This is a genomic window from Variovorax frigidus, from assembly GCF_051216515.1.
Classification (GTDB): domain Bacteria; phylum Pseudomonadota; class Gammaproteobacteria; order Burkholderiales; family Burkholderiaceae_C; genus Variovorax.
Genome location: NZ_JBPJZF010000001.1, coordinates 414,307 through 430,925 on the forward strand (window position 1 = coordinate 414,307; position 16,619 = coordinate 430,925).

The 16,619-nt window shown below is 70.0% G+C and carries 15 protein-coding genes; 1 reads left to right on the forward strand and 14 read right to left on the reverse strand.

The genetic code is table 11. The features are described 5' to 3' along the window. Window positions 1-80: 80 nt before the first annotated feature. Window positions 81-1,106, reverse strand: coding sequence for a tripartite tricarboxylate transporter substrate binding protein (locus ACSFBC_RS01985; protein ID WP_435508628.1), 1,026 nt, complete (start codon window positions 1,104-1,106; stop codon window positions 81-83). A 246-nt stretch (window positions 1,107-1,352) separates the two neighbouring features. Between ACSFBC_RS01985 and ACSFBC_RS01990 the strand changes: the two genes are divergently transcribed. Further along, on the forward strand, window positions 1,353-2,906 hold the full coding sequence (locus ACSFBC_RS01990; RefSeq protein WP_435508629.1) for an acyl-CoA synthetase: 1,554 nt from the start codon (window positions 1,353-1,355) through the stop codon (window positions 2,904-2,906). Between the two features lie 9 nt (window positions 2,907-2,915). On the opposite strand, the gene ACSFBC_RS01995 is transcribed toward ACSFBC_RS01990, so the two are convergent. The 13 genes from ACSFBC_RS01995 to fadB all read right to left on the reverse strand — a co-directional run bounded on the left by ACSFBC_RS01995 (window position 2,916) and on the right by fadB (window position 16,574). Continuing rightward, window positions 2,916-3,914, reverse strand: coding sequence for an MBL fold metallo-hydrolase (locus tag ACSFBC_RS01995; protein WP_435508630.1), 999 nt, complete (start codon window positions 3,912-3,914; stop codon window positions 2,916-2,918). Between the two features lie 116 nt (window positions 3,915-4,030). Continuing rightward, window positions 4,031-4,876 carry a helix-turn-helix transcriptional regulator gene (locus ACSFBC_RS02000; RefSeq protein ID WP_435508631.1) on the reverse strand — a complete coding sequence of 282 codons (846 nt, stop codon included), beginning with the start codon at window positions 4,874-4,876 and terminating at the stop codon, window positions 4,031-4,033. A gap of 39 nt (window positions 4,877-4,915) precedes the next feature. Further along, complete coding sequence (locus ACSFBC_RS02005) at window positions 4,916-5,947, reverse strand: phosphotransferase family protein (protein WP_435508632.1); 1,032 nt, start codon at window positions 5,945-5,947, stop codon at window positions 4,916-4,918. Window positions 5,948-5,950: 3 nt separating this feature from the next. Beyond that, window positions 5,951-6,763, reverse strand: a complete 813-nt coding sequence (locus tag ACSFBC_RS02010) for an enoyl-CoA hydratase-related protein (protein ID WP_435508633.1) — start codon at window positions 6,761-6,763, stop codon at window positions 5,951-5,953. 48 nt (window positions 6,764-6,811) lie between these two features. Continuing rightward, window positions 6,812-6,985, reverse strand: coding sequence for a hypothetical protein (locus ACSFBC_RS02015; RefSeq protein WP_435508634.1), 174 nt, complete (start codon window positions 6,983-6,985; stop codon window positions 6,812-6,814). 32 nt (window positions 6,986-7,017) lie between these two features. Next, window positions 7,018-8,049, reverse strand: a complete 1,032-nt coding sequence (locus ACSFBC_RS02020) for a branched-chain amino acid ABC transporter permease (protein WP_435508635.1) — start codon at window positions 8,047-8,049, stop codon at window positions 7,018-7,020. Window positions 8,050-8,065: 16 nt separating this feature from the next. After that, the gene (locus ACSFBC_RS02025; RefSeq protein WP_435508636.1) at window positions 8,066-8,938 is read right to left on the reverse strand and encodes a branched-chain amino acid ABC transporter permease; all 873 of its coding nucleotides are present in this window, start codon (window positions 8,936-8,938) and stop codon (window positions 8,066-8,068) included. 226 nt (window positions 8,939-9,164) lie between these two features. Continuing rightward, window positions 9,165-9,881, reverse strand: a complete 717-nt coding sequence (locus tag ACSFBC_RS02030; protein ID WP_435508637.1) for an ABC transporter ATP-binding protein — start codon at window positions 9,879-9,881, stop codon at window positions 9,165-9,167. Further along, window positions 9,878-10,681: an ABC transporter ATP-binding protein gene (locus tag ACSFBC_RS02035; RefSeq protein ID WP_435508638.1), complete on the reverse strand. Its 804-nt coding sequence runs from the start codon at window positions 10,679-10,681 to the stop codon at window positions 9,878-9,880. The genes ACSFBC_RS02030 and ACSFBC_RS02035 overlap by 4 nt, the downstream gene beginning before the upstream one ends. 180 nt (window positions 10,682-10,861) lie before the next feature. Continuing rightward, window positions 10,862-12,040 carry an acetyl-CoA C-acetyltransferase gene (locus tag ACSFBC_RS02040; protein WP_435508639.1) on the reverse strand — a complete coding sequence of 393 codons (1,179 nt, stop codon included), beginning with the start codon at window positions 12,038-12,040 and terminating at the stop codon, window positions 10,862-10,864. Window positions 12,041-12,249: 209 nt separating this feature from the next. Further along, window positions 12,250-13,407, reverse strand: coding sequence for an acyl-CoA dehydrogenase family protein (locus ACSFBC_RS02045; RefSeq protein WP_435508640.1), 1,158 nt, complete (start codon window positions 13,405-13,407; stop codon window positions 12,250-12,252). Between the two features lie 183 nt (window positions 13,408-13,590). Then, the gene (locus ACSFBC_RS02050; RefSeq protein WP_435508641.1) at window positions 13,591-14,373 is read right to left on the reverse strand and encodes an SDR family NAD(P)-dependent oxidoreductase; all 783 of its coding nucleotides are present in this window, start codon (window positions 14,371-14,373) and stop codon (window positions 13,591-13,593) included. A gap of 47 nt (window positions 14,374-14,420) precedes the next feature. Beyond that, window positions 14,421-16,574 carry a fatty acid oxidation complex subunit alpha FadB gene (gene fadB / locus ACSFBC_RS02055; RefSeq protein WP_435508642.1) on the reverse strand — a complete coding sequence of 718 codons (2,154 nt, stop codon included), beginning with the start codon at window positions 16,572-16,574 and terminating at the stop codon, window positions 14,421-14,423. Window positions 16,575-16,619 lie beyond the last annotated feature (45 nt).

Consider the following 16,619-nt stretch of genomic DNA (forward strand, 5'->3'; position numbering starts at 1 on the left):
GAGATGGCGGGCGCCCGCCGCCACCCCATCGGCCGGAACGATCCGGGGCGCCCCTACGCCACCCGCAGGGTTCACGACGTTCACTCGTTGAGCTTGAAGCCGAGTTCCTCGACGAAGCGCTTGTCGCTGGCCGTCTGCGCGATGGCGAAGCGGCGGTACTGCTCGCTGTCCATGTGGACCGCGGGCTGGCCCTGCACTTCGAGCGCCTTCAGGAATTGCGGGTCGGCGCTGGCGGCCAGGAAGGCGTCGTGCAGCGTCTTCACGACCTGCGGGCTCATGCCCTTGGGGCCGGCCAGGCCGACCGGCGAGCGCACCGCGATGTCGTAGCCCAGTTCCTTGAGCGTCGGCACCTGCGGCCAGCGCGGCGAGCGCTGCTCGTCCATCACGGCCAGCAGGCGCAGCTTGCCCGCTTCCACCATGGTGCCCCAGCCGGCCTCGGTCATGACCTGGATGTGGCCGCCCATGGTGGCCTGCACCACTTCGGAGGCGCCCTTGAACGGGATGTAGTTGAGCGGGAAGCCCGCGGCGCGCGACAGCCGCGAGATGCCGATGTGGCCCGAGCTGCCCTGCCCGATCGCGCCGAAGGAGATCTTGTCGGGCGTGGCCTTGGCCGCGGCGATGAGCTCGGGCAAGGTCTTCCAGGGCGCATCCGCGGCCACCACGATGCCGAAGCTGTAGCTGGTCACGCCGATGATGTAGCTGAAGTCGGCCACCGGGTCGTAGTTGACCTTCTGCACATGCGGCAGCCGGAACAGCGTCGAGGGGATCATCGAGATCGTGTAGCCGTCGGGCGCGGCGCTGCGTGCCATCGCCGCGGGTGCCATGGTGCCGGCCACGCCCGGCTGGTTGACCACCACCACGGGCTGGCGCAGCGTCTGCGAGGCGGCCTGCGCAAGCGCGCGGATCTGCACATCGGTGGCGCCGCCCGCGGTGAACGGCAGCAGCAGCGTGATCGGCTTCGACGGAAACGGCGCCGAGGGCTGCGCCTGCACCTGCGCGTGGAACGAGAGCGAGAGCGAGAGCACGACCGCGGCGGCGGCCATGGCGCCGCGGCAGAAGCCGCGCTTGCCGAGAGCGGCGGCGCGGATGGCTGGATGTTTGGGCATTGTCTTGTCTCCTGTGTGTCGCCTGCCGCGTGCTGCGGCCTCGGAGAATTCTCGGCCGGGGCCCCGTGGTGAACGCTCGTCCAAAGGGACGAATTTGGCGCGGCTGTTCGCAAACACAGTCATGCGTGCCACACGCCGAATCGTCGATTTGGACGACAGCCAAGCCGCCGGCGGCACACAAGAATCGAGGCCGGGCGGGACCCTCGCGCGCCCCGCCCTTCCACGCCCTCCCGGAGACGCTTTTTCATGGAACTCACCCAGCCCCTGCACAAGGCCCTGCAGGAAAAACCCCAGGCCACGGCCCTGGTCTGCGGCGCGCGTCGCAGCAGCTTCGCCACCTTCGTCGACCGCGTGGCGCGGCTGGCCGCGGTGCTGCAGGCGCAGGGCGTGCAGCCCGGCGACCGGGTCGGCATGATGGCGCTCAACTCCGACCGCTATGTCGAGTTCTTCTACGCGGCCTGGTGGGCCGGCGCGGTGGTCAACCCGGTCAACATCCGCTGGAGCGCGCGCGAGGTCACCTACTCGCTCGACGACTGCGACACGCGGCTGCTGCTGGTCGATGCCAAACACGCGGCACTCGGTGCGCAGCAGCACGGCCTGTCACGCGCACTGCAGACGCTGCTCTGGTTCGACGACGGCCCTGCCCCCGAGGGCATGCACGACGCCGAGGCGCTGATGGCGCGGGCCGTGCCAGTGGCCGATGCGCGCCGTGGCGGTGCCGACCTTGCGGCGGTGATGTACACCGGCGGCACCACCGGCCAGCCCAAGGGCGTGATGCTCACGCACGCCAACCTCTACGCAGGCCAGCTCTCGGCCAACATGGCGGCCACGCGCCCGGTCGATGCGGTGGGCCTGAACATGGCGCCGATGTTCCATGTGGGCGGCGTGGGCCTGACGCTGCAGCTCATGCTGCGGCTCTGCACCCAGGTCGTGATGCCGGCCTTCGACGAGGTCCAGGTGCTCGAGGCGATCCAGAACGAGCGCGCCAGCGAGACCTTCATGGTGCCCACCATGGTCAAGCGCCTGATCGAGCATCCGCGCTTCCGCGACTACGACACGTCGAGCCTGCAACTGGTGCTTTACGGCGCGGCGCCCATCGACGACGCGCTGCTGATGCAGGCCATCGAGAAGCTGCCCCAGGCCGGTTTCTGCCAGCTCTACGGCATGACCGAGCTCTCGCCCGTCGTGACCGTGCTGCCCGCCTGGTGCCACCACCCCGACCAGCCGGCGCACCGCCGCCGCTCGGCCGGCCGGCCGGTGCCGATCGCCGAGGTGCGCATCGTCGATGCCGAAGGCGTGCCGGTGCCCCACGGCACGGTGGGCGAGATCGCGGCGCGCGGCCCGATTGTGATGGCCGGGTACTGGAACAAGCCCGCGCAGACGGCCGAGGCGCTGCGCGACGGCTGGATGCACACCGGCGACGGCGGCCGCATGGACGACGACGGCTTCCTCTACATCGTCGACCGGCTCAAGGACATGGTCGTGACCGGCGGCGAGAACGTGTACTCGGCCGAGGTAGAGAACGCCATCACGCAGCTGCCGCAGGTGTCGATGTGCGCGGTGGTCGGCGTGCCGGATGCGCATTGGGGCGAGCGCGTGCACGCGGTGGTCGTGCTGCGCGAAGGCCAGGCGCTCACGGCCGAGGCGCTGATCGCGCACTGCCGCACGCTGATCGCGGGCTACAAGTGCCCGCGCAGCGTGGCCTTCGAGAGCGAACTTCCGCTGTCGCCGACGGGGAAGATCCTCAAGTACAAGCTGCGCGAGCCGCACTGGGCCGGCCGCGAGCGCAAAGTGGGTTGAACAACTCGTTCAGCGCCCCGCGGGCAGGGGCGAGAACTCGGCCGGCACCCACGCGAAGGCCGGCCCTTCGCGCCGCACATGGCCCAGCCCCGGGAACGGCAGGTGCGCGCCCGCGACCCACCAGCCTTCGCGGGTCGCGCGTTCGAGCAGGCTGCGGCGCGAGGCGATGGCCTGCGGGCGGTCGGTGTCGGCCTCGAAGGAGGCTTCGGGCCGCGCGAACTGGACCGCGTGGTAGTGCAGCACATCGCCCCAGACCAGCAGCTTCTGTGCGCTGTCCTTGCCGCCTTCGGCCAGGAAGGAGGTGTGGCCCGGCGTGTGGCCGTGCGATGCCAACGCCGTGAAGCCCGCCGGCAACGCATCGCCGAGGCCGAAGCGGCGCAGCTTGCCCGCCGCCGCATAGGGCGCGATCGCGCGCCGCGCCATGCCGAACAGGAAGCGCAGCGCCTCGGGCGTGGCGGCCTCCGAGGCCGGGTCTTCCCAATGGGCGGCCTCCTCGCGCGCCAGCCACAGCGTGGCGTTGGGATACGCCACCGCGCCCTGCGCATCGAGCACGCCGCAGAGGTGGTCGGGATGGGCATGGGTCATCAGCACCGCATCGACGTCCTCGGGCCGGAAGCCGGCCGCGCGCAGGTTGGCCAGCACCTGGCCCAGGCCCTCGCCGAAGCACTGCGCGGTGCCCGCGTCGACCAGCACGCGCTGGCCGCCGCGCTCCACCAGGTAGGCGTTGACCGCCGTCTGCAGGCCCTTCTCGCCCTCGGGCACATGGCGGTCGGCCAGCAGCGCATCGACCTGCGCGGGCGCGATGCCGGTGAGCTGCGCGCGCGGCAGCGGCACCACGCCGTCGAACAGCGCGGTCACGCGCAGGTCGCCGATGGCCTGGCGGTAGTAGCCGGGCACCTGGGCGCTCGGCTGGGCCGGCGCGGCGAGTGCCCAGGTCGTGGCCGCGGCGGCGAGCAGCAGGCGCAGGGCGGCCGGCACATGCCGGCGGGAGGAAGCAAGGGAGAACATGAACGGGTCCAGACAGAGAAGCGGCCCACGCCGCGGACCCTCATCCTCGGTGCGATGCGCTTTGCGAGGCGCTCAAGTTCGTGCGCGAAACGCTCGCACTGGCCTCGGTCCCGCGCTCAGGATTCGGCGTTGCCGATGTCGCCGGGCTGCAGCCCGTAGCGTTCGACGAAACGCCGCACGAAGCTCGCGCTCGACCGGTAGCCCACGCGCCCGGCCACGGTCTTCACCGGCCAGCGCGTGGTGTAGAGCAGCGTCATCGCATGCGACAACCGGGCTTCGGTGATCGCGTCGCTCAGCGAGGTGTGCTCGGCCGCGAGGCGTCGGCGCAAGGTCGCGCCGCTCATGCCCAGCGCGCCCTCGAAGTCCGCCGAGCGCCACTCGCGTTCGGGCTGGGCCGACACCAGGGCCTGGACCTGCGCCGCCAGGCTCGGCGGCGGCGGCACCAGCATGGCCGTGTGTCCCCAGCCGCACAGGCGCACCAGCATGGCCGCGAGCGCCAGCCGCGCCTCGCCGTAGCGCGCGGCCTGCAGCGCGCCGCTCCAGGCCATCAGGTCGGCCTCGAGTCGGGCCGCGGGCATGGCGACGATGCTGTCGCCGCCCTGCACCACCGGCACCGACCACAGCAACCGTGCCGCATCGATCACCTCCGCGCACAGCGGGATGGTCAGCGTGAGGTAGAGGCCACTCTGGACATCGGGCCGGTTCATCACGGCGATGCGGCAGCTGCGCGTGACCAGGAACAGCTGGCCGGGGTCGATGGTGAGGTCGATGCCGGCGCCGCGCAGCCACTTCTGGCCGGACAGCACGACGGCCAGCGTGGGCCCCTCGATGGACACCGAACTCGCGCCATGCTCGCGCCGCGCCGTGATGCAGGCATAGCCCTCGGCCTGCGGGCAATCGGCCAGGGTCTGCAGGCGGTCGAGCAGCGGCGACGGGGAAGCGAGGAGAAGGGAGTCGGTCATGGAGCAGCGGGATTTTCCCACCTCTCCCTGTGCACCACTTCAGTCGATGAGCGCTGCCGCCCGGCGCGCGAAGCCGGCGGCCTGCGCGCCCACCTGCTGCGCATCGCTGGCCGCCGCGATGCCGCTGCGCGCGCGTGCCGCAATGCCTTCGAGGATCACCGCGAAGCGGAACAGCGAAAACGCCAGGTGGAAGTTGGTCACCGGCTCGGCATGGCCGCCCGCCTGCCGGTAGTGCGCCGCGTACTCGGCCTGGGTCGGGATGCCCTCGGCCGCGAGGTCGACGCCGCGCATCCCCTCGAACTCGTCGGCCGCCGTGTGCCAGGCCATGCAGCTGTAGGCCACGTCGGCCAGCGGATGGCCCAGCGTCGACAGCTCCCAGTCGAGCACCGCGATCACGCGCGGCTCGGTGGGGTGGAACATCAGGTTGCCGAAGCGGAAGTCGCCGTGCGCGATGGTGGTGTGGTCGCCGGCCGGGATGTTGGCCGGCAGCCAGGCGATGAGCCGGTCGATGTTGGCGTCTTCTCGCGTGCGCGAGGCCTCCCACTGCCGCGTCCAGCGTGTGACCTGGCGCTGGAAGAAGTTGCCGGGCCGGCCGTAGTCGCCCAGGCCCGCGGCGGCCCAGTCGACCGCATGCAGGCGCGCGAGCGTCTCGGCCATGGCGAAGTAGCAAGCACGGCGCTCGGCCGCCGGAACCTCCGGCAGCGTGTAGTGCGGGAACACGCGGCCTTCGAGCTTGTCCATCACGTAGAACGGCGTGCCGACCACGCTGCGGTCCTCGCAGTACAGCACCGCGTTCGGCACGGGCACGTCGGTGCCGGCCAGCGCGCGCAGCACGCGGTACTCGCGGTCGACCGCATGGGCCGAAGGCAGCAGTTCGCCCGGCGGCTGCTTGCGCAGCACCAGGGCACGCTGGTCGAAGTCGACGAAGAAGGTCGGGTTCGACTGGCCGCCGCCGATGCGCGCGAGGCGCATCGGGCCGCTCAGGCCGGGGATCTGCGCGCGCAAGTGGATGGCCAGGCGCTCGGCATCGAATTCGGGCACGGTGGCCGCGGTGGGGTGGTCGTTCGCCATGGCTCAGTTGCGCCCGAACACGGGGTCGCGCTTCTCGCCAAAGGCCTTCACGCCCTCGGCGAACTCGGGCCGGTCGATGAGTTCGCGCTGGCGCTCGGCCTCGTAGTGCATCTGCGCCTCCAGCGGCACGCTGCCCGCCGACTCGTAGGCATGGCGGATCTCGCGCGCCGCATGCGCGGGCAGGCGCGCCAGCCGCTGCGCGACGGCCAGGGCCTCCTGGCGCAGCACCGCGTCGTCGACACAGGACCAGATCAGGCCCCACTGCGCCGCCTGCTCGGCGCTCAGCCGGTCCCCCAGCAGCGTGAGCGCGACCGCGCGCGCACGGCCGATCGAGCGTTCGAGGAACCAGGTCGTGCCCAGGTCGGGGACGATGCCCAGCTTCGGCATGAAGGGCAGATAGAAATAGGCCGAGCGCGCCGCGAGCACCACGTCGGCCGACAGCGCCAGGCCCACGCCCGCACCGGCGGCAGGGCCGTTGACCGCGCTCACCACCGGGAAGGGCAAGGCGCGGATGTCGGCGATCAGCCGGTTCGACAGCTCTGCCATGGTGTCGGCCGTGCGCTGGCCCAGGCTGCCGCCGCCCGCGGCCGGGCCCATGCTCGACAGGTCGGCGCCCACGCAGAAGGCCTTGCCCGAACCGGTGAGCACCAGCGCGCGCGTCGTGCCCTCGTCGCACAGGCGCGCCAGGCGGTCGCGCAGGCCACGCTGGATGTCGAGCGTCAGCGGGTTGAGCCGCGTCGGCACATGCAGGCTCAGGACCGCGACGTCGCCCTCGCGTTCATACAACAGGGACGGATCGGCTTCGGTGTCGCTCATGGATGTCTCTCGTAGGAATGGGAAATGCAAAGACCGGCCGGCCGGCCTTCATCGGACCTTGGCCACGTCGCCGACCGGGTCCAGCGCGCCCGCCGAAGCGTAGCGGCCAGGAGGCGTCGACCCCATCCCGATTCTGCGGCGAGTTGGCCGCAGCATGCGCGCTTGGGAAAAGTCCGTGATGGAAAGCGCGAAGATGGCGAGCACCTGGTCTTGCTCGAGCATGCGGCGCAGAACAGGTGGCGATCGAAGCGCGTTCACCCATGGGCTTTGAAGCGTGCCTGGATCTTTCGCAGCAGGCCGACCACGCCACCGGGCATCGCGAACATGATCGCGATCAGCACCACGCCGTAGATGGCCCAGGGCGCGGCCTTGGACACCTTCTCGGCCAGCGAGGGCACGAACATGATGAAGATGGCGCCGAAGATCGCACCCCACAGCGTGCCCACGCCGCCGATCACGATGCCGACCAGCAGCGAGATCGACAGGAACAGCGTGAACGAATCGGGCGCCACGAACTGCACCGCGATCGCCGACAGCGCGCCGCCGACGCCGGTGTAGGCGGCCGACACACCAAAGGTCATCGACTTGTAGTGGCTGTTGTCCACGCCCATGGCCTCGGCCGCCATCGCATGGTCGCGGATCGCACGGATCGCACGGCCGGTGCCGCTCTGCAGCAGGTTGTGCGCGATCACGAACATGATCACCGTGACGAACAGCGCGAACAGGTAGAGCCACTGGTCGGGCGTGAGCGGCAGACCGAAGGGTGCGTCGGGCTTCATCAGCACGATGCCCTGCACGCCGCCGGTCCAGGCCTCGAGGTGCTTGTATTTCAGCAGCTGCGGCATCGCCACGCCCAGCGCGAAGGTGGCGAGCGCGAGGTACAGGCCCTCGAGCTTGAGCGCGGGCCGGCCGAAGGCATAGCCCACCACCAGGCAGACCACGGCCGCGGCCGGCACCGTGGCCCAGTACGGCACGCCGCCATGCTCCATGAGGATGGCCGTGGTGTAGGCGCCGATGGCATAGAACGCGCCGTGGCCCAGCGAGATCTGGCCGTTGTAGCCGGTCAGGATGTTCAGGCCGAGCAATGCGATCGCGTACGACAGCACCATCGTGGCCTGGAACAGCTGGAAGCCCTTGGCGACGAAGGTCAGGCCGATCGCCAGCAGGGCCAGCACGGCGAGCGTGCCGATCCAGCCGGGTGCGAAGCCGCCTCGGCGTGCGCGCTTGGGGGCCGATGGCGCAGCGGCCACGAGGGGTGCGCGGGACGTGGCGTCGAGAGAGTTCATGTCGAGGAATCCTTGGTCAGACGCGGGTGACGACGGTGCGGCCGAGCAGCCCGGCCGGGCGCACGATGAGCACGCCGACGATGAGCACCAGCGCGACGGACAGCTTGAGTTCGGTGCCCACGACGTAGGTGCCGATGAGGTTCTCCAGCACGCCCACGAGGAAGCCGCCGAGCACCGCACCGATGGGGCTGTCGATGCCGCCGATCAGCGCGCCGGCGAAGGCGTAGAGCAGCACGCCGGTCATCATGTGGGGGTCGAGGAAGACCACCGGCGCGACCATCATCCCGGCCACCGCGCCGATCGCGCCGGCCAGGCCCCAGCCCAGCATCAGCATCCGGCCGACGTTGATGCCCACCAGCCGCGACGAGGCCGCGTTCTGCGCCGCGGCGCGCATCGCCAGCCCCAGCGGCGTGAAGCGGAAGAAGGAGAACAGCGCCACCACCACCACCAGCGTGACGGCGATCGCGCCCACCTCGTGCGCCGACATCATGGCGCTGCCGTACCAGGCGTCGGACGGGAACGGGCTCGGGAACTGCTTGATCGTGTAGCCGAAGAGCCAACCCGCGAGGCTGTGGAAGATCACCAGCAGCCCGATGAACACCACCACCACCGAGAGCGCGGGCTTGTCGTGCATCGGCCGGATCACGGTGAACTCCACCGCCGCCGCGAGCACGAAGGACAGCACCACGGTCGCGACGAAAGCCAGCCAGTACGGCAGCCCGGCCTGGATCAGCATCCAGGCGATGAAGGTGGAGAACATCGCCATTTCGCCCTGCGCGAAATTGATGTGGTGCGTGGCCTGGTAGATCATCACCAGGGCCAGCGCCACGCTGGCGTAGATGCCGCCGGACGCGAGCCCGGCCAGCAGTTGATGCAGAAAAGCGTTCATGCGGCGGCTGCCTTTGTTTCAAGTTCCAGTGACACCGCGGAACCGGCTTTGCCGGGCCGCTGGTGTTGCCCCCTGGAAGGGGGTTGGCGAAGCGACACGAAGTGCGCGAAGACTGGGGGTGAGACCAGTGACACCGCGGAACCGGCTTTGCCGGGCCGCTGGTGTTGCCCCCTGAAAGGGGGTTGGCGAAGCGACACGAAGTGCGCGAAGACTGGGGGTGGGCTCATTACTCACCGAGGTAGGCGCGACGGACGGCGTCGTCGCGGCGGATGTCGTTCGAGGGGCCGGACAGCACGATGCGCCCGGTCTCCAGCAGGTAGGCGCGGTCGGCCAGGTCGAGCGCGAGCTTGGCGTTCTGCTCCACCAGCAGGATCGACACGCGCTCCTCCTGGTTGATGCGCCGCATGATCGCGAAGATGTCCTTGACGATCAGCGGCGCGAGGCCGAACGAGGGTTCGTCGAGCAGCAGCAGCTTGGGCTTGCCCATGAGCGCGCGGCCGATGGCCAGCATCTGCTGTTCGCCGCCCGAGAGCGTGCCGGCCTGCTGGGCGCGGCGCTCCTTCAGGCGCGGGAAGTAGCCGTAGATGCGCTCCATGTCGGCCTCGGCGCCGGCACGGCTCGGGCGCGCATAGGCGCCCAGCCGCAGGTTCTCCTCGGCCGTCAGGCCCAGGAAGGTGCCGCGGCCGTCGGGCACGTGGCCCACACCCAGCTTCGCGATCTGCTCGGTCGAGCGGCCGTCGATGCGCTGGCCGGCCAGCGTGATGCTGCCTTCGGTCGAGACCATCGCCTGGCACAGCGCGCGCAGCGTGGTGGTCTTGCCCGCGCCGTTGGCGCCCAGGAGCGCGACGATCTCACCGTCGGCGATGTCGAGATCGATGCCCTGCAGCACGCGCGTGGCGCCGTAGGCCGCGCGCAGGCCGCGCACTTCGAGGATGGAACTCATGCGGCGACCTCCTCGTCCGCGCCCAGGTAGGCGCGGATCACTTCCGGATGCGCACGCACTTCGGCCGGCGTGCCCTCGGCGATCTTCTTGCCGAAGTTGAGTGCCACGACTTTGTCGGACACGCCCATCACCAGCCCCATGTGGTGCTCGACCAGCAGCACCGTGACCTGGAGGCGGTCGCGGATGTCGCGGATCAGCGCGCCCAGGCTCTCGAGTTCCTCGTGGTTGAGGCCGGCCGCGGGTTCGTCCAGCAGCAGCAGCTTGGGCTGGGCCGCGAGTGCGCGTGCGAGCTCGACGCGCTTCTGCGTACCGAACGGCAGGTCGGCCACGGTGCGCTCGGCCACATGGCCCAGATCGAGGAAATCGATCAGCGTCTGGGCGCGCGCACGCGCCTCGGCTTCGATACGGGCCGCGCCCGGCAGCCGGAAGGCATTGCGCAGGAAGCCCGCGTGGTGCTGGCTGTGGCAGCCCACCAGCGCGTTCTCGCGCACGGTCATCGTGCGGAACAGCGCCAGGTTCTGGAAGGTGCGGCCGATGCCGATGCCCGCCATGCGGTGGCGCGGCATCGTCGACAGCGGGTGGCCGTCGAAGGTGATCCGGCCGGTGTTGCATTCGTAGAGACGCGACAGGCAATTGAACAGCGTGCTCTTGCCGGCCCCGTTGGGGCCGATCAGTCCGCAGATCTGCCCGCGCTGCACGTCGAAGGACACGCCGTCGAGCGCCACGATGCCGCCGAAGCGCACCGAGACGCCGTCGATGTGCAGCAGGGCCTTGTCTCCGCGATCGTTGTCATGGGTCATGCTTCGATCTCATTTTTATGGGGGATGGCCGCGATCGACGACCGTGGCGCGCTCTGTTTCAGGAACACCGCGGAACCGGCTTTGCCGGGCCGCTGGTGTTGCCCCCTGCAAGGGGGTGGGAGGCCACACGAAGTGGGCAAGCCTGGGGGTGTGCCCGCGCTTGCCGGCTTTGGGCCAGGCCTACAGCCGCTCGATGATCGTCACGTTGGCCAGACCACCGCCCTCGCACATCGTCTGCAGCCCATAGCGCTTGCCGCGCTGGCCCAGCGCATGCACCAGCGTGGTCATGAGCTTGGCGCCCGAGCCGCCCAGCGGATGGCCCAGTGCGATCGCGCCGCCGTGCACATTGAGGCGAGCCGGGTCGGCGCCCAGCGTCTGCAGCCAGGCCAGCGGCACCGGCGCGAAGGCCTCGTTGACCTCGTAGAGATCGATGTCGTCGATCTTCATGCCGGCCTTTTGCAGCGCGCGCTGCGTGGCCGGGATCGGGGCCTCGAGCATGATCACCGGGTCGTGGCCGATCACGGTCATGTGGTGCACGCGCGCCAGCGGCTTGACGCCCAGCGTCTTGAGGCCGCGCTCGTTGACCACCAGCAGGCCGGCCGCGCCGTCGCAGATCTGGCTTGCGGTGGCCGCGGTGCAGCGGCCGCCCTCGGCGATCAGCTTGACGCCTGCAATGCTCTCCAGCGTGGCCTCGTAGCGGATGCCTTCGTCGGTGGTGTGCATCTCGCCGGTCTCGCTGCCGTCGGCCAGGCGCACCGCGATCGGCACGATCTCGTCGGCGAAACGTCCGCCGCGGGTGGCGGCGATGGCGTTCTGGTGGCTGTGCAGCGCATAGGCGTCGAGCTGGTCCTTCGACAGGCCGTATTTCACGGCGATCTGCTCGGCACCGGTGAACTGGCTGAACTCCACGCCCGGATAGCGCGCCGCCATGCCGGGGCTCACATAGCTGCCGAGGCCGTTCTTGTACGGCAGGATGCTGGGCGTGCCCATGGGCACGCGCGTCATGCTTTCCACGCCGGCTGCGATCACGATGTCCATCGCGCCCGACATCACGGCCTGGGCCGCGAAGTGCAGCGCCTGCTGCGAGGAGCCGCACTGGCGGTCGACCGAGGTCGCGGGCACCGACTCGGGCAGGCGCGACGCCATGACCGCGTTGCGCGCGATGTTGTTGGACTGCTCGCCGGCCTGGCCGACGCAGCCCATGATCACGTCCTCGATCAGCGCCGGATCGGCATCGGCGCGCGCGATCAGCGCATCGAGCACCTGGGCGGCCAGGTCGGCGGGATGCCAGCCGGCAAGGCGGCCGTTGCGGCGGCCACCGGCGGTGCGGGCGGCGGCGACGATATAGGCTTCGGGCATGGGAAGTTCTCCGGTGAGGTCAAGGGTCCGGAGAATTGTTGGCGCCGTGCCGATATGGAGCGTCGTCGGAACGGACGATTTTGGAATGGCCTTGCGAGCGCCCGTGGCCGGGCGGGGCAAGTGCGAGAGGGAGGTGATGCACCGAGATCACGCGCCATTGAAACGGAATCGCCGGCTCGGAGCCGGCGATTCAGGATGAGGTGGTGCGTTTAAAGCCGCGAGATGCGCTTCGCCATGCTCCAGCGGTGCACCTCCGACGGGCCGTCGTAGATCCGGAAAGCGCGGATGTCCTTGAAGATGCGCGCGACGATGGTCTCGTCGGACACGCCGCTCGCGCCCAGGATCTGCACCGAGCGGTCGACCACGCGCCATTCGGCTTCGGAGCACAGCACCTTGGTCAGACTGGATTCGTGGCGGCCTTTCTGGCCCTGGTCGAGCACCCAGGCGCAATGCCAGATGGCCAGGCGTGCGCTGTGCAGGTCCATCTCGTTGTCGGCCAGCATGAAGCCCACGCCCTCGTGCTCGATCAACGGCTGGCCGAAAGCCTGGCGCTTGCGCGCGTAATCGCTGGCCACCTCGTGGGCGCGGCGCGCCTGGCCCAGCCAGCGCATGCAGTGCGTGAGCCGCGCGGGCGCGAGCCGCACCTGGGCGTAGCGGAAGCCCTCGCCGAGGGTGCCCAGCACGTCAGCGGCGGGCACGCGCAGGCCGTCGAAGCGCACCACGCCGTGACCGCCGGTGAAGCAGCTGTCGAGCGCGTCGATCTGGCGCTCGATCACGATCTCGGGCTGGTCCATGTCGGCCAGGAACATGGTCGACGCGCCGTCTTCCATGCGCGCCATGATGATCGCGAATCCCGCGCCCGTGGCGCCGGTGATGAACCACTTGCGGCCGGTGATGACGTAGTGGTCGCCGTCGCGCACGGCCATGGTCTGCATCATCGACGGGTCGGAGCCCGCGCCAGGGGGCGGCTCGGTCATGCAGAAGCAGGAACGCACGTGGCCGTCGATCAGCGGCTGCAGCCAGCGCGCCTTCTGCGCGGCGGTCGCGACTTCTTCCATCAGGTGGACGTTGCCTTCGTCGGGCGCGTGGATGTTGAGTGCGACCGGTCCGAGCGGCGAATAGCCGGCTTCCTCGAACACGATGGCCTTGTCGACGTGCGACAGCCCGAGCCCGCCATGCGACTTCGAGGCATGCGGCGTGAGCAGGCCGTGGCGGCGAGCGCGTGCGACAAGCTCGTTGCGCAGTTCTTCGCTGGGTCCGTGCGAACCCTGGCGCGGGTCCGACTCCAGGGGGATCACTTCATCGGCGATGAAGCTGCGGGTGCGCTGTTGCAAATCCAACTGCGCGGGAGACAGGCTGAAATCCATTCGGTCTTCGTTCTCGTTGTCTTGGGTTCAAGGGGCGGCCGGAAAGGCCACCAGAGTGCATCCGATTGTCGGCATGCGCATCGCAATTCCGGTCACCAACGCGACCACCGAAGCACTTTCGTGCGCTGCGCGCCATCCCCTCACCGCCCGCCAGAAACCGCACCCGTGAGGTGCGAGGCATGACTAGCGCGGCGCCATCCGGATCGCGCCGTCCAGGCGCACGCTCTCGCCATTGAAATAGCCGTTGGTGATCATCAGTTCGGCCAGCGTCGCGTACTCGGCCGGGTCGCCCAGGCGCTTGGGAAACGGCACCGAGGCGGCCAGCGCCTCCTTCACTTTGTCGGGCGCGCCCTGCAACAGCGGTGTGTTGAAGATGCCCGGCAGGATGGTGTTGACGCGGATGCCCTCGCCCATCAGGTCGCGCGCGATCGGCAGCGTCATGCCGACGATGCCGGCCTTCGACGCGGTGTAGGCCGCCTGCCCCATCTGGCCGTCCTGCGCCGCCACCGAGGCGGTGTTGACGATGGCGCCGCGCTCGCCGTCCACGCCCGGCGCCAGCGAGAGCATGCCGGCGGCCGACTTGGCGATGCAGCGGAAGGTGCCCACCAGGTTGATCTGGATGATGCGGTCGAAGTTGGCCAGCGGGAAATGCTTGACCTCGCCCGAGGCCTTGTCGCGGCTCGCGGTCTTGACCGCGTTGCCGGTGCCGGCGCAGTTGACCAGCACGCGCTCCTGGCCATGCGCGGCGCGCGCCTTCGCGAAGGCCGCGTCGACCTGTTCGTCGGAGGTCACGTCGACCTTGCAGAACACGCCGCCGAGCTCGGCCGCCAGGGCCTCGCCCTGGGCTTCGTTGAGGTCGAACAGCGCGACCTTCACGCCGTGGCTGGCCAGGCGCCGCGCGGTGGCCGCGCCGAGGCCCGAGGCGCCGCCGGTGACGACGGCGGCAATGCTGGAATCGAGTTGCATCGGGAGTCCTTGAAGAATGGATCTGGAGGGAGAAAGAAGAAAGGAAATCAGACGGGGTAATAGCGCGCGCCGCTGGCGGCCATCTCGCGCATGCGCGGCGTGGCGACGTACTGCGGGCCCAGCGCCGCATGGCGCTCGCTCAGCGCGACCACGCGCGCCAGGCCCAGCCAGTCGGCGTACTTGAGGGCGCCGCCCGCATAGGCCGGGAAGCCGATGCCCAGCAGCAGCGCCATGTCGAGCTCGGCCGGCGTCGCGACCACGCCCTCCTCGAGCGCGTGCGCGGCCTCGACGATCAGCGGCAGCATCATCCGTTCGACGATGTCGGCGTCGGAGAAGTCGCGTCGGCCCTCGGGCTGCAGCGTGGCCACGAGCGCATGCGCTTCCGGCGCGGAGAACTTGCGCGGCCGGCCCGTGGGATCGTTCTCGTAGCGGTAGAAGCCCGCGCCGTTCTTCTGGCCGTAGCGCCTGTTCGCCACCATGAGCTTGACCGCGTCGCGCTGCGTGGGGCGCATGCGCTGCGGATAGCCGGCCGAGATCACGTCGCCCACGTGCGCGCCCACGTCCATGCCCACCACGTCCTGCAGGTAGGCCGGGCCCATGGGCCAGCCGAAGGCTTCCATCACGCGGTCGACATTCTCGAAATCGGCGCCGTCGGCCACCAGCTGGGTGAAGGCCGTGATGTAGGGCGTGAGGATGCGGTTGACCAGGAAGCCCGGGCAGTCCTTGACCACGATCGGCGTCTTGCCCATGGCCACCGCATAGCCCACGGCGGTGGACACCGCCGACGCGCGCGTGCGCGAGCCCTGGATCACCTCGACCAGCTGCATCACCGGCACCGGGTTGAAGAAGTGCATGCCGACGAAGTCCTCGGGCCGCGTGAGCGGCTGCGCGATGTCGTCGATGCGCAGGCTCGAGGTGTTCGATGCGATCACCGTGCCGGGCGGGACCACGCCCTCCAGCGCGGCAAGCACCTTGCGCTTGACCGCGAGGTTCTCGACCACGGCCTCGATCACGCAGTCGACCGCGTCGAAACCGGCCTCGTCGAGCTGCGGTTGGATGGAGGCGAGCACGGCGTCGGCGCGCCCCTGCGAGAGCCGGCCGCTCTTGACCTGCTTGGCCAGTTGCTTGCTCGCCTCGGCGATGCCGAGGTCGAGCTGCGGCTGCGCGATGTCCTTCATGCGCACCGGCGTGCCGCGCAGCGCGCTGGTGTAGGCGATGCCGCCGCCCATGATGCCCGCGCCCAGCACCGCCGCCTGCGCGACCTTGCGGCCTTCGCGCGCATGGGCCTTGTAGCGCTTCTTCAGGGCCTGGTCGTTGAGGAAGGCCTGCACCAGCGAGGACGCGGCCTGGGTCTTGGCGACGCGGCCGAAGGCGGCAGCTTCGAGGTCCAGCGCACCGGAACGGTCCTGGCCCGCGGCCTGCGCCATCATTTCCAGCGCGATCACGGCCGCGGGCTGGTGCTTCGGGCCGCGCGCCAGCAGCGCGGTGCGCGCCGTCTCGACAACGCCTTCGGCTTCCTGCGAGCGCATCGAGAGCTTCACGCGCTTGCGCTGCTGCGCGGCCTGCCAGTCGACCTCGCCGCGCAGCGCGCGTTGCAGCAGTGCCAGCGCCTGTGCGCGCAGCGCGTCGGGGCGCGCGACCTCGTCGACCACGCCCGCGGCCAACGCTGCGGCCGCCCCGGCGGGCTTGCCGCTCGCGACCCAGTCGACCGCCGTGGCCAGGCCGGCCACGCGCGACAACCGCACCGTGCCCCCGAAGCCTGGGAACAGGCCCAACTTGACCTCGGGCACGCCCACCTGCGCCGTCTCGGACATCACGCGCAACGGTGCGAGCAATGCGAGTTCGAGCCCGCCGCCCAGCGCGAAGCCGTTGATCGCGACCACGCTCGGAACCTTCAGGTCCTCGAAGGCGTTGAACAGTTCGTTGCTGGCACGCACGCCGGAGGCGATGTCGGCCTCGGACTTCTGGAAGGTGGCGCCGAACTCGGTGATGTCGGCACCGACGATGAAAACCTCCTTCGCGCTCGTCACCAGCACGCCGCGCACCTCGGGCGCCGCCGCGATCAGCGCGGTGGCCTGCCGGAACTCGTCGACGGTGCGCGCGTCCAGCTTGTTGATCGCCTCGCCGCGCCGGTCGAAACGCAGCTCGACCAGCCCTCCTTCCGTCAGGGGCAGGACGCTGATGCTTTCGCCTTGGAACAAGATATTTCCTCATGGTCGACGACACGCCGGCCTTGGGGAAAAAGT